This is a genomic window from Eubacterium sp. An3, assembly GCF_002159465.1.
Taxonomy (GTDB): Bacteria; Bacillota; Clostridia; order Lachnospirales; family Lachnospiraceae; genus Anaerobutyricum; species Anaerobutyricum stercoris.
The window spans coordinates 256895-273227 of record NZ_NFIR01000002.1; the positions used below are offsets into that span (position 1 = coordinate 256895).

General features: G+C 46.6%; 11 protein-coding genes. 7 read left to right on the forward strand and 4 right to left on the reverse strand.

Annotated elements, in window-relative coordinates:
* Positions 1-2: 2 nt before the first annotated feature.
* Together B5F87_RS03535 and trpS are read right to left on the reverse strand one after the other, a co-directional pair.
* Positions 3-287 carry a DUF2325 domain-containing protein gene (locus B5F87_RS03535; protein WP_087276855.1) on the reverse strand — a complete coding sequence of 95 codons (285 nt, stop codon included), beginning with the start codon at positions 285-287 and terminating at the stop codon, positions 3-5.
* A gap of 314 nt (positions 288-601) precedes the next feature.
* Positions 602-1687, reverse strand: coding sequence for a tryptophan--tRNA ligase (trpS, locus tag B5F87_RS03540; RefSeq protein WP_087276858.1), 1086 nt, complete (start codon positions 1685-1687; stop codon positions 602-604).
* Positions 1688-1843: 156 nt separating this feature from the next.
* Here trpS and B5F87_RS03545 point away from each other — a divergent pair, with 156 nt between their 5' ends.
* Positions 1844-3031 carry an AI-2E family transporter gene (locus tag B5F87_RS03545; RefSeq protein WP_087276861.1) on the forward strand — a complete coding sequence of 396 codons (1188 nt, stop codon included), beginning with the start codon at positions 1844-1846 and terminating at the stop codon, positions 3029-3031.
* A gap of 80 nt (positions 3032-3111) precedes the next feature.
* Here B5F87_RS03545 and B5F87_RS03550 read toward each other — a convergent pair whose 3' ends face one another.
* Both B5F87_RS03550 and B5F87_RS03555 read right to left on the reverse strand, forming a co-directional pair.
* Positions 3112-5814, reverse strand: a complete 2703-nt coding sequence (locus B5F87_RS03550; RefSeq protein ID WP_204246041.1) for a heavy metal translocating P-type ATPase — start codon at positions 5812-5814, stop codon at positions 3112-3114.
* A gap of 11 nt (positions 5815-5825) precedes the next feature.
* Positions 5826-6089 carry a metal-sensing transcriptional repressor gene (locus B5F87_RS03555; protein ID WP_087276865.1) on the reverse strand — a complete coding sequence of 88 codons (264 nt, stop codon included), beginning with the start codon at positions 6087-6089 and terminating at the stop codon, positions 5826-5828.
* A 413-nt stretch (positions 6090-6502) separates the two neighbouring features.
* Between B5F87_RS03555 and B5F87_RS03560 the strand changes: the two genes are divergently transcribed.
* From B5F87_RS03560 to B5F87_RS03585, 6 genes are all read left to right on the forward strand, one after another.
* Positions 6503-7723, forward strand: coding sequence for a hypothetical protein (locus tag B5F87_RS03560; protein ID WP_087276868.1), 1221 nt, complete (start codon positions 6503-6505; stop codon positions 7721-7723).
* A 240-nt stretch (positions 7724-7963) separates the two neighbouring features.
* Positions 7964-8509: a sigma-70 family RNA polymerase sigma factor gene (locus B5F87_RS03565; protein WP_087276871.1), complete on the forward strand. Its 546-nt coding sequence runs from the start codon at positions 7964-7966 to the stop codon at positions 8507-8509.
* On the forward strand, positions 8510-9364 hold the full coding sequence (locus B5F87_RS03570; protein ID WP_087276874.1) for a DUF4367 domain-containing protein: 855 nt from the start codon (positions 8510-8512) through the stop codon (positions 9362-9364). It abuts the gene before it with no gap.
* 111 nt (positions 9365-9475) lie between these two features.
* Positions 9476-10687: a hypothetical protein gene (locus tag B5F87_RS03575; protein WP_087276877.1), complete on the forward strand. Its 1212-nt coding sequence runs from the start codon at positions 9476-9478 to the stop codon at positions 10685-10687.
* Between the two features lie 91 nt (positions 10688-10778).
* Positions 10779-11981 carry a hypothetical protein gene (locus tag B5F87_RS03580; protein WP_087276880.1) on the forward strand — a complete coding sequence of 401 codons (1203 nt, stop codon included), beginning with the start codon at positions 10779-10781 and terminating at the stop codon, positions 11979-11981.
* 496 nt (positions 11982-12477) lie between these two features.
* On the forward strand, positions 12478-15957 hold the full coding sequence (locus tag B5F87_RS03585; protein ID WP_087276883.1) for a pyruvate carboxylase: 3480 nt from the start codon (positions 12478-12480) through the stop codon (positions 15955-15957).
* Positions 15958-16333: the final 376 nt, after the last annotated feature.

Below are 16333 nucleotides of genomic sequence, written 5' to 3' on the forward strand. Positions count from 1 at the left end.
GCTTATGCCTGACAGGCATTGCCCAGGATCTCATTTAATGCGCTGCCGCTGCTGGTGTGACAGCGGACGATATCTGCGTTGCATTTCTCCGCCTCCGCCACGGCGCAGCGGACCATTTTGTGAGACACTGTATTGGTAAATAAGATCAGCAGATCCGGACTTCCGATCTGGGTGCTCAAATTGCCTCTCATCTGCGTAAATACCTTTGCTTTACAACGATGTGCTTTACAGATTTTTTTGTACTGGGACACCATTCGGTCGTGTCCTCCTACGATAACTACACTCATGGATATACCTCCCGTTCTACTTGGTGTATTCAACTGTCACATGGCTGATATCTCAATACTCTTATTCACATTTATAAAAATAGAAAACTTTCTCATTCAGGCAATGATTAGTTATAACTAACTTACATTAAGTATACCTAATAAGGATATCTTCGTCAAGGACTCTGTTGAGAATCTTTATCCATACATACAGATTGACAATCTTTCCGCGAAGGAGACAAGGCGGATCTTTGACCGGCAGAAACCGCTGCTGCAGAAAAAAACAGGCGAAGAACCGCAATTGTACAGTATCTCCGCCTGTCTTTTTATTTATATTATTTCTGATACTTCGCTTCCTGCTCCCGGATCATGTCATCGTTATCGAAGTAATTAATGCGCATGGCTGCCTTGACTTCTTTTAATGTCTCCGCTGCCACGGCCTGCGCCTTAATGCTGCCTTCTCTGAGAATCTCGTAAACGGCAGGAATATTCTTTTCCCACTCTTTTCTTCTCTGTCTGATTGGCTCCAGTTCTGCCTGCAGTACCTTATTTAAGAACTTCTTCACCTTCACGTCGCCGAGGCCGCCTCTGGTGTAGTGGTCTTTTAACTCCTGCAGGTTCGCGTATTCCGGCAGGAATTCATCGAAATGCTCCTGTTTGCTGAACGCATCCAAATAGATGAATACCGGATTACCTTCCACCTGGCCCGGATCTTCGATGCGCAGATGGTTCGGATCGGTGAACATGGACATAACTTTCTTCTTTACTTCCTGCTCGGTATCGGATAAGTAAATGCAGTTGCCCAGAGATTTGCTCATCTTCGCCTTGCCGTCGATACCCGGCAGACGCAGACAGGCTTTGTTATCCGGCAGGAGAATCTTCGGATCTACCAGCGTCTCCCCGTACACGGAGTTAAACTTGTGAACGATCTCCTTGCACTGCTCCAGCATCGGCATCTGGTCTTCGCCCACCGGCACGGTGGTCGCCTTAAATGCAGTGATGTCCGCCGCCTGGCTGATCGGATAGGTAAAGAATCCCACCGGGATGCTTGCTTCAAAGTTACGCATCTTGATCTCGGACTTCACCGTCGGATTACGCTGCAGTCTGGACACGGTGACCAGATTGGAATAGTAAAAAGTCAGTTCGGTAAGTTCCGGCACCATAGACTGGATAAAAAGCGTGGACTTGGCCGGGTCCAGTCCGCAGGATAAGTAGTCGAGAGCCACTTCCATGATATTCTGGCGCACCTTCTCCGGGTGATCCGCATTATCGGTAAGCGCCTGCGCGTCAGCAATCATAATGAAAATCTTGTCGTATTCTCCGGATTCCTGCAGCTCCACTCTCCGTCTCAGAGAACCCACGTAATGGCCCACATGGAGTCTTCCTGTCGGCCGGTCTCCTGTTAAAATAATCTTTTCCATTGTATTGAAACATCCTTTTCTGTAAATTTTCTCTTGTCCTATTGTAGTATACTCTGGTGGGAGTGTCAAAACAATTTTTCCTCCCCCTTTTGATTTGACTTTGTCATAGCAAAATGGTACAGTAGGCTCAGAACAAATACATAAAGGATGTGAATTATGAGTAAAAGAATGAAAAACTGTATGCTCCTGATTGCTTTCGGCGTGGCTCTTTACGCCTGCCTCAATAATTTCGGGAGCGTCATTCGCTTCTTTCAGGATATCGGAGGGCTGCTCCTGCCTATCATCGGCGGTATGATCGTCGCTTTCGTGCTGAACGTACCGGTAAAAGGATTTGAAACCCTCTACAGCCGGCTTTTCCGCAAAATCAACTTTCAGCCGAAAAACGGACCTCTGGTCATGCTCAGTCTCCTGTCCACTCTGGCCTGCATCGTGCTCATCGTGATCCTTGTTTCCACCATGGTTGTTCCACAGCTCATTTCTTCTGTGCGCAGTGTATACCTGACCATCCAGACGAGGAGTCCTCAGTGGATCGCTTTTTTATCGGAATACGGTTTCGACACCACGTGGATCACGAAGCAGCTGTCTTCGCTGAGTTTAAGCCAGATTGACGTTGAGCACATCGTACAGAACGTTTTGACCGGCGCCGGCAACTTTTTAAGCTCTGCTCTGGGTATCGCCACCTCTACTATCAGCATTATTGTCAACTGCTTCTTTTCCCTGGTCATCGCTCTTTATATCTTGCTGAGCAAAAAGACGCTGGGACGGCAGTGCAAAAAACTTCTGTACGTGCATGTACACAAGCCTATTGCCGACTGCATTTATCATGTAGCCACCCTGATCAGCAAAACCTACTCCAAGTTTTTGTCAGGACAGTGCATCGAAGCAATTATCCTGGGCGTGCTGATATTTATATCTTTCACGATTTTCAGGATTCCTTACGCAGTACTCATCGCCGTGCTGACCGGAGTGCTTTCGTTCATTCCTTATATCGGCGCATTTTTTGCCTGCTTCATCGGCGCGGTCCTGGTACTGATGGTCAATCCGCTGCAGGCACTCCTGAGCATCATCGTCTATCAGGTGGTGCAGTTTATTGAGAACCAGTTCATTTACCCGCATGTGGTGGGCGGTTCCGTGGGACTTGCTCCGCTGTGGACTCTGGTTGCCGTACTGATCGGCGGCAATCTCTTCGGCATCCTGGGAATGATCTTTTTCATTCCTCTTGTGGCGGTTCTCTATCAGCTTGTGAAGGAATACACCAACAAAAAACAGGCAATGCAGCAGGCCGCCGCTGCGGCAGCTGCGAACGCGGCACAAAAAGCAAAAGCGGATGCAGAAACCAAATAAAGTCAAACGACACAAAAAAACGCCGTGCATGGTTTATTTCCATGCATGGCATTTTTTATGTGCCGCCGTATCCACAGCTTTTATTCGATTTCCACCACTTCGTAGCCGGCGTCTTCCACTGCCTTTTTCAGCACTTCTTTGTCCATATCTGCCGGTGCATCCACAGAAGCGGTCTTTGCTTCCAGGTTCACCTCTGCCTTTACGCCGTTGATAGCGTTTAACGCCTTCTCAACTGCTGCTTTACAGTGTCCGCATGCCATTCCTTCGATTTTCATTGTCAACATTGTGTTATCCTCCTTATGATTTTTATTAGATGCACTCTGATTTTCCTGCGTCAGGGTGTCGTCTTTTTGATGATTATTATCTGCCGGGCGAGTGTCTTGCGACCGGTCGCTGTCCGCTCCCGGCTGACCGCCCTCTCTCACTGTTATCTCCGCTTCCGGGAGAACCGTCACATCCTGCGCGGTCTCTGCTGCGGCGGACGCCCTGAATCTGCGGAGCCGCAGGGCGTTGGTCACTACAAATACGCTGCTTAAGCTCATGGCCGCCGCTCCGATCATCGGGTTCAGCTTCAAACCGAAAGCCGTGTAGAACACGCCGGCTGCCACCGGGATGCCCAGGGTGTTATAGAAAAACGCCCAGAACAGGTTCTGTTTAATATTGCGGATGACCGCTTTACTGAGCCGGATGGCCGTCACCACATCAAGCAGATCGTTCTTCATGAGCACCACATCCGCACTCTCGATGGCCACGTCGGTTCCTGCCCCGATGGCAAGACCCACATCCGCCCGCGCGAGAGCCGGTGCGTCGTTGATACCGTCGCCGATCATGGCAACCGTCTTTCCCTCCTGCTGGAGAGCGGCAATCTCTCTTTCTTTATCCTGCGGCAGAACCTCCGCGATCACCTTGTCGATATCCAGCTGTCGGCGAATGGCCTCGGCAGTTCTCCGGTTGTCTCCGGTGAGCATAACGACCTCAATGCCCATGGCTTTTAATTCTTTTACCGCCGCATGGCTGGTTGGCTTCACCACATCAGCCACGGAGATAATGCCAAGAATCTTCTTCTCTCCGGCAAAAAGCATCGGCGTCTTACCTTCATCCGCCAGCTTGTCAAGACGCTGTTCATAATATCCGAGCAGAATCTGTTTTTCCTCCATGAGCCGCTGATTGCCGGCGTAATACATGCGCCCATCAATCCGGCCTTCCACGCCTTTGCCAGGTATGGAGCGGAAATCCTCCACTTTCGCCGACCGCGCCTGCTGTTTCCCGGTAAACTCCATGATAGCTTCCGCCAGCGGATGCTCGCTTTTTGCCTCAAGTCCTGCCGCCACGGCCAGAAACGCATCAAGAGCCATGTTGGTCTCCACGTTCGTCACCACCGGCTTGCCCTGGGTGATGGTGCCGGTCTTATCCATGACCACGCACTGAATATTGTGGGCGGTCTCCAGCGCCTCGCCGGACTTTAACAGAATACCGTTTTCCGCGCCCTTTCCGGTTCCCACCATGATTGCCACCGGCGTCGCCAGTCCCAGCGCACACGGACAGGAAATCACCAGCACGCTGATGGCGCAGGACAGCGCAAATTCAAATGTCGCTCCGGAAAGCATCCACGCCGCCGCTGTTATGATGGCAATGGCGATGACCGCCGGCACAAAAATACCGGAAATCTTATCGGCAATCTTCGCGATCGGCGCCTTACTGGAGCTGGCTTCCTCCACCAGCCGGATAATCTGAGAAAATGTCGTATCTTCTCCCACTCTGGTCGCTTTAAACCGGATAAATCCCGTTTTATTCATGGTGGCGGCGATGACCGTATCGTTCACCTGCTTGTGCACCGGAATACTTTCTCCGGTGATGGCCGCCTCATCAATACTGGTACTTCCCTCAATGATGAATCCGTCCACCGGGATGCTTGCGCCCGGGCGCACCGCCAGGATGTCGCCGGTACGCACTTCCTCCACCGGAACCTCCACCTCTTTTCCGTCTCTCTCCACAAAGGCGGTCTTCGGCGCCAGATCCATCAGCTTGGTGATGGCCTCGCTGGTCTTTCCCTTGGAACGGGTCTCCAGATATTTACCCACGGTAATGAGGGCGAGAATCATGGCCGCCGATTCAAAATACAGGTCATGGTAATACCGATGCACCAGCTCCATGTCACCCTGTCCCAGTCCGTAGCTCATCCGGTAGATGGCAAAGATACCGTATATGAGTGATGCGGAAGAACCGATGGCGATCAGGCTGTCCATGTTCGGCGCCAGATGAAACAGTGTCTGAAATCCCTTGGTATAATACTTCCGGTTCACAAAAATCACCGGAATACACAGCAGGAACTGCGTAAACGCAAAGCTCACGCTGTTTTCCACCCCGGATAAAAAATACGGCAGCGGCAGGCCGACCATATGTCCCATGGATACGTACATGAGCGGAATCAGGAAACCAAAGGACACCCACAGCCGGAACTTCATCTCCTTTAACTGCTCCTCCACAATACTTCCGGAACTTCCCGCTGCCCGGGATGCTCCCGCAGAGGCCGCTGCCCCTGCCGTCCCCGATGTATTTCCTGCCCCGCGGGCTTCCTTCGGGAAAGCGCCATACCCGGCCTTCACTACCGCGTCTATGATCTGCTTCTCAGAAAGAACCGCCTCATCGTACTCCACCTGCATACTGTTGGTCAGAAGATTCACGGTCACCTTGTCGGCCCCGTCAAGCTTCGCCACACATTTCTCCACCCGCGCGGAGCACGCCGAGCAGGTCATTCCCGTGACATTAAAATTCTCCTTCAAATCTATCACCTCTATTTCAAAATCCGTCCCAGCATGGAAACAAGCTCGTCAATCTTCTCTTCCTTCTCCTCCTGGGTCTCAGCGTTGGCTACACAATTCTTAAGATGCGCCGTCAGGATCTCTTTATTCACCTTGTTGAGAATCGCCTCCGTCGCCATGAGCTGATGGGAAATGTCAATACAGTACCGGTCCTCCTCCATCATCTTCAGGATACCGTCCATCTGTCCTCTGGCCGTCTTTAAAAGACGCATCATCTTCTTTTTATCTGCCTGCACCAAAGTCCCTCCTTTTGTACTTATATGACTTCTTCCGCGCATAACGTGAATCCGCCGGGAAGAACTGTCGTTATAAACGTATTCATGACACCCCACAGGGGTGTGGTTATTACAGTTAGCATTATAGAACGTTTGACGGTGGTTGTCAACTGGTGAAAAAAATTAATTTTTTTGTCACAAACACCCTTCCTCGATCGTTTATATTATAAAGGGGTATTTATTCGAATTTATGTCCAATCATCCCGAGGAAGTAATCATTAATTACATCCATCTTTCCGCCGTGCTGGAATACGGCAATTAAAGTACTATGTTTATGTAGACATCAACATCGACACATTGTATAATATCTATAACAAGCACCTCGTGAACAATATATTTATTACACATTTTACACAATTAAAGGAGGCGTTACTATGAAAAAACATCTGAAAACTTTTATTTTCACAGCACTGGCCTGCACTCTTCTACTCGGCGCAGGCATTTCCGCAGAGGCGGCGGAAAAATCATCAAAGGTCGCCATCAACGATGAAAATTTTGCATGGGCAGTAAAGAAGTATGCAAAAAAAGCGGACACCAACAAGGACGGATATCTTTCCGAAAAAGAAGCTGAAAAGATAACAGAAGTTCGTTTTTTCAACGCTGGACGTAATATTGATTCCTTTGAAGGTATCAAATATTTCACAGAAATCGAGGATTTTTACTACCGGGCTGATTCTTCTGATACAGATTATGATGATATCGTCATCCATGAAACTTCTACAGCACCGAAAATAAATCTCAGCGGATTCAAGAAATTGAAGAAGGTCAATATTGACAGCAGAAATGCTTATCTGAGAAAAGTCAATCTGAAGAATTGTCCGAATCTGGAGGAAGTGGACATTCATGGGAATATTAAGGGATGTGTGGATGATCTGAATCTGAAAGGCTGTAAAAATCTGCGTACGCTTACTTTATATATGACTGATGTAAAAAAACTGAACCTTTCTAATCTTAAAAAGCTTACAGAATTATCCATAGATGATGACAATGACAAACTAAAAACATTAAATGTCAAAGGCTGTACCAACCTGCGTACGGTTGATATAATCAGTGGCAGTCTCCGCCATTTAAAATTAAAAGGAGCAAAAAAACTGGAATATTTTAGTGTGGCAGGAGCATGTTCGTTTGACTCTCTGGATTTTAGTACAAATACAGGACTAAACGAGTTACATCTTGGCTATGGAATCTATGTTTCTGATTTGAATTTAGAAAATAATTTGAATCTGAAAAAATTAAGGTTATATGATTCAAACATTACTTCATTAAAAATAAGCAATAAAAACCTAAGACAACTGGATTGTCGCGCCAGCGGAAAGTTGGAGAAACTTGATGTGAGCGGCTGCCCTAAATTAGAAGCAATTAATTGTTCTAACACTGATTTGACAAAACTGAATGTGAAGAAAAATGTCAATCTACGATACATCGACTGTGATAATACCGGATTAAAAAAATTAAATCTGAAGAAGAATCACAAATTAGAGATGTTGAAATGCAGGGATACCGATATCCGGGAATTAGACCTCTCCAATACCCGTATCCGCGGACCGGAGTCTTTGAGATATGACCGGGATGTTACAGTGACATACGCGAAATAATTATTCTAAGAGCAGGCATACTCGTTCGGATTCCGTCAGAAGATTGTAGTGCAACAGACAGCTCAAGCCCTGTGGTCATTGGCCGCAGGGCTTTCTTTTCTCAATTTTGAAAAAATTAAATTTTTTTGTCACAAACACCCCTCCTTAATTGTTTATATTATAAAGGGGTATTTTTATCTGTTTCGGCAGCGCTGCCCCGGACTAAAATCTGCAGAAGAAAAAATAAAGAAGGAGCTCCCTATGATATATTTTTTGCAATTATTAAACACCTCGCAAGAAAAGGAGGTTTTTGCTCGACTGTATGAAATGTATTCTCAACCGCTGTACGGCGCGGCTCTGGCCATCATGAATGACCGCGCCGCGTCGGAAGATATGGTGCACGAAACATTTCTCATCCTCACAGACCATATGGACAAGGTGATGAACGATGATACTTTTAAAAACTGGTCTTATCTTGTGACAATTCTTCGGCACTCCTGTTTTAATGTCCTGCGAAAACAGGAGAAAATCAATTTTCACAACATGGAAACTGACTTTGCAGGGATTTCCTCCGGAAATAATATTGAAGCCGATATTGTCGGGAAGGAAAAGATTGAAGTTCTGAGGGACCTTATCCGGCAGCTGAACTATCCCTACAGAGAAGTTATCATCCTGCAATACTATAATCAGTTAAAAAGCAAGGACATCGCCAGAGTGCTGAATCTGACGCCGGAAAATGTAAGGCAGATCGCAACGCGGGCCCGCAAACAGCTCAAAGACCAATTAACAGAAAGGGGGTATGACTAGATGAAAAAAGAAATACTGGACAATGATCTTCTGCGGGAAGCTGCCCGAAGGGTGGTGGAGGAGGAATTCTTAAAAATCGATGCGAAAGTAAAAAAAGCACCGCATACTTTCAGCCCGGAATTCTACGAGAAAATGAACAGCCTCCTGGAATCAGCCAGAACAGCCACTGTACATAGAGTATCCGAACACAGGACGTCCAAAGCTTCGCAGACATTCGGGAGACCCCAGTCTTTCCTCAAAGGACTGAACCGGCAGCAACAATCCGGAGAACAACCGCAGCGGCTCTCTTCTTTCTGGCGGCACCGCCGTTACATCGCGGCGGCGGCTCTGCTCATGGCTGGAATATCCGCAGCATCCCTCGCCAATGATGACATCCGGCAGAGTCTGCAGCGGCAGCTCAAGATTGAGTTCTTTTCTGATAATGTCACCATAGAGGCAGTACCGGAGACCGACACCAGCCAGACAGCCGATGAGCAGACAGAAACTCCCGCCACAGAAGAATTCCATGCGTATAAATGGAAAGCAGAACCAGAAGGATATTATGTCACATTTGAAGAAGAAAATGCAGAATTTGGCTATTATATCCTTGACTATGAAAACAAAGACGGCGGATTTATCCATTATATGCAAAATGACGCCGCACTGTTTACAACCTCCATCACCTACGATGAAGAAGAAGGATATCAACGAACCATTGATTTAAACGGTATACAGGCCCACTCCATCTCCGACGGAAGAAGAAATACCATCTTCTACCAAAAAGACGGCTATTTGTTCGAATTTATGTCTGATCAACCCGAGGAGGTAATCATTGATTACATTAACTTTTCCAGCGTGCTGGAATACGGCAATTAGAGTACTATGTTTATGTAGACATCAGCATCAACGCATTGTATAATACCCATAAGAAGCATCTCACGAACAAATATTTATTACACATTTTACACAATTAAAGGAGACGTTACAATGAAAAAACATCTGAAAACTTTTATTTTCACAGCACTGGCCTGCACTCTTCTGCTGGGCGCAGGCATTTCCGCAGAGGCGGCGGAAAAGATTCGAATTGATGACAGCAATTTTGCCCGCGCAGTAAAAGAGCAAGCTGTAAAGGCAGACGCCAATGGCGATGGATATCTGTCCAAAAAAGAGGCATCCAAAGTAACAAAGATACATTTTTTTGCACCGCATTACAATATCGATTCGTTTCAGGGGATTAAGTATTTCAGCAATCTGAAAGACTTTTATTACAGGGCCGACAACGCTACCTTCGACTACGATGATATCAATATATATGAATCCTCCACTGCTCGCGAGATTGACCTTTCCGGTTTAAAAAAGCTAGAAAATGTGACGATTGACAGCCGGAATTCCTATTTAAGGACAGTAAATCTGGAAGACTGTGTGAATCTGAAAAATGTGAGGATTGAAGGAAGGCGGGACGGCTGTCTGGATAAATTAAATCTAAATGGATGTACAAATCTGCGTACGCTTAATCTTGATATGACTGATTTGACAAAGGTAAATTTATCCGGATTTAAAAAATTGACAGACGTTTCTATCTATGACGCCAGGCAAAAGTTGAAAACAGTGAATTTGAAAAAATGCTCCAAACTAACAACCCTTTTAGTCAGTGGAGACTGTTTAAGCAACGTAAAACTAAAAGGTGCCACGGCTCTGGAAAAATTAGATCTGACCGGACGTTCTATGAAATCATTGGATGTCACAACCAATACACAGTTAACAGATCTTAGTCTCGGCTGGGGAACCACAATCCCAACTCTGGATCTTAGCAAAAACAAAAAACTGACAACTTTATATTGTTACACAACAGAACTTGTTTCTCTGGATTTAAGCAAAAACACAAATCTCATAGATGTAAAATTACGCAACAATCCAAAACTCATCCAATTAAACACAAAAGGGTGTAAAAAATTAAAAACTCTTTTTGTGGAACACACCGGACTGACAAACTTAAATATAAAGAAAAATCCTAATTTACAAAAATTAAGCTGCTACAATAACAAATTGACGAAATTAAATCTCAAAAACAACAAAAAATTAAAACGCTTGAATTGCGGAAAAACGGATATCCGAGAACTCGATCTCTCCAACACCAAAATCCGTAAGCCAAATTCTCTGAAATGTGATCCGGACGTGACAGTGACATACGCGAAATAATTATTCGTTGCAGGCATACACGTTCAAACTTCATAGTGTGCCCTCTCTGTCAGAAATAAGATATTTTTACTCTAAGAAAGGAGACGTTACAATGAAAAAACATCTGAAAACTTTTATTTTCACAGCACTGGCCTGCACTCTTCTGCTGGGCACAGGCAATTCCGCAGAGGCGGCGGAAAAATCATCAAAGGTCGCCATCAACGATGAAAATTTTGCATGGGCGGTAAAGGAGTATGCAGATCAAGTGGACACCAACAAAGACGGATTTCTGTCCAAAAAAGAAGCATCTAAAATAACATCTGTAGAATTCAACTCGCCTTATAACATTGATTCCCTGAAAGGAATTGAATATTTCACAGAAATTAAAGATTTCACTTACCAGGCGTATGATGCTTCCGGCGATTATGGAAGACACAAAATATATGAAAATTCTACTGTAGAGGAAATAGATCTCAGCGGTTTTAAAAAGCTGAACACAGTATATATCCAAAGCAGTACCCCTTATTTGCAGACAGTAAACCTGAAAAACTGTACGAATTTGAAAGAACTGGATATCACAGGGCAAGTAGAGGACGGAAATGTGGACAAATTGAACATCAAAGGCTGTTCAAATTTACAGAAGTTGACTCTTTCTTATATCAACATAAAGACATTGAAACTAACTGACATGAACAAACTGGCGGATGTCTATATTCTTGCTAAGCATATGGAAACCTTGAACATAAAAAGATGTCCCGCCATCCGTTCACTTTGTGTGGACAGTGACAGATTAATATCTTTTAAGCAAAAAGATACTGATAAGCTGGAAGATTTGTCCATACTCAGTAAATCACTGAAGACAGTCAATCTTAGGAAAAACCACTCTCTGAAAAAACTGTATCTTTATATGCCGGAACTTACTTCTTTAAATGTAAAGAACAACAAACGTCTGGAAAAATTAACCTTATTTAATACAAATGTTTCTTCTCTGGATTTAAGAAATAACAAAAATCTCATAAAGGTTCATTGCCGCCAGACTCCTGCACTTAAAGAACTGAGATTGGAAAAATGTACAAAATTAAAGAATCTTCGCATTGAAGATACCGGATTATCTCGGCTCAATGTAAAGAAAAACAGAAATTTACTGCGTCTTCGCTGCGAAAACACTCCAATATCCAAATTAAACCTTAAAAACAATACAAAGCTGCGATCTCTGAGATGTAAAGGAACCAAAATCAGTAAATTGGATCTTTCCAATACTTCTATTATAAATGTTTCACATGATGACGGCGTCTCCGTCATCTACCCGGAATAAAGTTCCGGCAGCAAAACGCCGCGTTCCGTTTTCTGTACTCAGGGAGCACGGCATAGACCGATAATCTTTCAGGAAGACCGGCACGCCAGGACCTCACCTGTCCGGCGTGCCAAAGTTTTCTTCTCTCACCGGCATCCCATCTTTCATTTCCTGCTTTTTCTTTAAGAATTATATGTTCTTTATTTCTTCACTTTCCTGTATATTTCCGGATACAGGAGTAATTTTTTGAATTATTTTATATTCATCACTTCATTTTTATCTTGTACGCCGATTTTTAGTTTCATTTCATATAATTTTATATTTCGAATGATATTCTTTTAGGATAATACTGCATATTTTTGTTTTACACTTGCTTTTTCTCTCTTCTCCATATATACTGGTCACAACGCCGCACCTGTGGTCTGTGATTTGATTTTATCAGGTCTTCGGCGGATTTTGCTTAACAATATGAATTATTTCAAGATTATTCCTGCATTTATTAGAAAAGGAGAAAAATATGGCGCAGTATTCAATACGCAAGTTTAAAAAAGTCATGGTTGCCAACCGCGGCGAGATTGCCATCCGCATTTTCCGTGCACTGAACGAGCTGGGTATCACCACGGTTGCCATCTTTTCCAAGGAAGATAAATACGCTCTCTTCCGCACCAAGGCCGACGAGTCCTATGAGCTGGACCCGGAGAAAGGGCCTATCGACGCTTACCTTGATATTAAGCAGATCATCAAGACCGCCAAGGCAAAAAATGTAGACGCTATCCATCCGGGTTACGGCTTTCTGTCGGAAAATCCGCGGTTTGTGGAAGCCTGCGAGGAGAACGGCATTACATTTATCGGCCCGTCCAAAGAGCTGATGGAGCGTATGGGCGATAAGATTTCATCCAAACAGATGGCCATCGACTGCGATGTTCCGATCATCCCGGGCGTGGACTATGCTTTAAAGAGCGAGAAGGCGGTTCTTGACGCCGCTCATAAGATCGGCTACCCGGTGATGTTAAAGGCTTCCAACGGGGGCGGCGGCCGCGGTATGCGTATCGTCCGTTCCGAGGAGGAGCTCATCAAAGAGTACCGGGAAGCCAGAGAGGAATCCAAGAAGGCCTTCGGCGATGACAAGATCTTCCTGGAGAAATATCTGGAAAAGCCGAAGCATATCGAGGTACAGATTCTTGCCGATAATTATGGAAATGTAGTGCATCTTTTCGACCGTGACTGTTCCGTGCAGCGCCGTCACCAGAAGGTGGTGGAATACGCGCCGGCTTTCACTATTCCGGAAAGCACAAGACAGATTATATTTGACAGCGCCGTGCGTCTTGCCAGCAAGGTGGGATACCGCAACGCCGGTACGCTGGAGTTCCTGGTAGATAAGGACAATCATCCGTATTTCATCGAGATGAACCCGCGTATCCAGGTGGAGCATACCGTAACGGAGATGGTGACCGGTATCGATATCGTACAGGCGCAGATCATGATCGCGGAAGGTTTTCCGCTGAGTTCACCGGATATCGGCATCGCATCACAGGAATCTGTGACATGCAGCGGTTATTCCATCCAGACCCGGGTGACCACCGAAGACCCTGCCAACAATTTCCTTCCGGACACCGGAAAGATCACCGTGTACCGTTCCGGTTCCGGCTACGGCGTACGTCTGGACGGCGGCACCTCCTACACAGGAGCATCCGTGCTTCCGTACTATGACAGTCTTCTGGTAAAGGTCATCTCACACGACCGGACATTTAAGGGAGCCATCCGCAAATCCATCCGGGCGCTGAAGGAGATCCGTATCCGCGGCGTGAAGACCAATATTCCGTTCCTCATCAACGTGCTGAATCACGAGACTTTCCACGACGGAGCCTGCTATACGAACTTTATCGAGGATACGCCGGAGCTGTTCGACCTGCGGGTGAGCCAGGACAGAGCCACAAAGATCCTCGAATTCCTGGGCAACAAGATGGTCAACGTCTCCCGCCAGGAAAAGCCGTTCTTTGAGAACCGGGTTCTTCCAAAATACGACGCGTCGAAACCGATTTACGGCGCCAGAGATGAGTTTCTGAAACTGGGTGCCAAAGACTTCACCCAGAAGATTTTACAGGAGAAAAAATTATATATTACCGATACAACCATGCGTGACGCACAACAGTCGCTGATGGCGACCCGTATGCGTACCAAGGATCTGGCGGGCGCAGCCAGAGCTGCCAACGCATTTTTAGCCAATGCATTTTCTGTGGAGGCGTGGGGCGGCGCAACCTATGATACCGCCTACCGTTTCTTAAAAGAGTCTCCGTGGCGGAGACTGGAGCTTCTGCGCGAGCGGATGCCGAACACATTGATCCAGATGCTGCTTCGTGCTTCCAACGCGGTGGGCTACAGCAACTATCCGGACAATGTGGTAAAGGAATTTATCCGCATTTCCGCAGAGAAAGGTATCGACGTTTTCCGTATCTTTGACAGCTTAAACTGGGTGGAAAACATGAAGATGCCGATTGAGGAGGCGTTGAAGACGGGCAAGATCGTCGAGGGCGCCATCTGTTACACCGGAGATATGTCCAGTCCTTCCGAGACGAAATACACCCTTGATTACTATGTGAACAAGGCAAAAGAACTGGAAGCCCTGGGCTGTCATATCTTTACGATCAAGGACATGGCCGGACTTTTGAAACCGTATGCGGCGAAGGAACTCTTCTCCACATTGAAATCCGAACTGCACATTCCGGTCAACATCCACACCCATGATTCCACCGGAAACGGCGTCAGCACCGTGCTGATGGCTGCAGAGGCGGGCGTGGACATTGCTGACCTTGCCATTGAAGCCATGAGTTCCTTAACCAGCCAGCCTTCCATGAACGCTGTGGTGGAAGCCCTGCGGGGAAGAGAAAGGGATACCGGCCTTGACTTTGATGAATTAAATGAACTGAGCCGTTATTACGGACGCATCCGCAAGCTCTACAAGACATTTGAGAGCGAGATGGACGCTCCGAACACCGAAATCTACAAGTACGAGATTCCAGGCGGTCAGTACTCCAATCTGCTGGCGCAGGTTACGGAGATGGGCTCCGCCGACAGCTTCGAAGAGATCAAGCAGCTTTATAAAGAGGCTAACGACCTTCTCGGAAACATCGTAAAGGTAACGCCGTCCTCCAAGGCAGTGGGCGACTTCGCCATCTTCATGCTGAAAAACGGTCTGAATAAAGACAACATCCTTGAAAAGGGAAGAACTCTCTCCTATCCGGATTCCGTGGTGGATTACTTCCGGGGTATGATGGGACAGCCGGACGGCGGCTTCCCGAAAGAGCTTCAGTCCATCGTGCTGAAAGGACAGGAGCCGATCACTGTCCGCCCTGGCGCTCTGCTTCCTCCTGTTGACTTCGAGGAGATCAAAGCCATGCTCAGGGAGAAATTCGACATGTCTGCCTTCACCGACTACGAGATGGAGCAGAAAGCCATCAGCTACGCTCTCTATCCGAAGGTGTACGAAGATTACTGCGAACACTTTGAGGCGTACAACGACGTTTCCCGCCTGGAAAGCCACGTATATTTCTACGGTCTTGCCAAAGGCGAAGAAACCACTCTGAAAATCGGCGAAGGAAAAGAGCTTCTGCTCAAGTTCGTTGATATGTCCGAGCCGGACGAGCAGGGCGTGCGTACTCTTACTTTCGAAGTAAACGGTTCCATGCGTGAAGTTAAGATCGTGGACCACAACGAGGAAGTAAAGGCCGACCGCAAGCTGAAAGCCGACAAGAACAACCCTCTGCACCTGGGCTCTTCCATCCCGGGTACCGTGGACAAGATTCTTGTAAAAGAAGGAGACCGCGTCTCCGAGAACACTCCTCTCATGACCGTCGAGGCCATGAAGATGGAGACCACCGTGGTGGCGACCATGGACGCCATCGTAGACAAAATCTACGTATCTTCCGGCGAACAGGTGAACTCCGAAGACCTGCTCATCAGCTTCCTTCCGCTGGACGCAGGCGAAGAGCGGGAATAATCGTCCCGCTGCCACTGCCGGATAGATCCGGGGCATAGCATTTTTTTCATTTCTTATCATTTTAGTTTTTATACGCAGAAAATCAATCGTATTTTTTTACGATTGATTTTCTGATTGTTTTTGGTTATGAAATTTTAAGAATAGCCTTTCTACCTGATCTTCTTCTCTCGCAGATTCCCCGCATATTTTCCATCCACGCAGGTTCCGGCGTAGTCGTACCGCAGCTTGTCATAGTAGGCGTTGATCTTCGGATTATCAATGGCGCAGTCCAGCCGGAGGTATTCCTTCCGGTCGGCGACCGCCTGCTTTTCACAGAAAGAAAGCATCGCCTTCCCGGTGCCTTTTTCTCCGATTCTTGTCGCCAGATGATGGACAT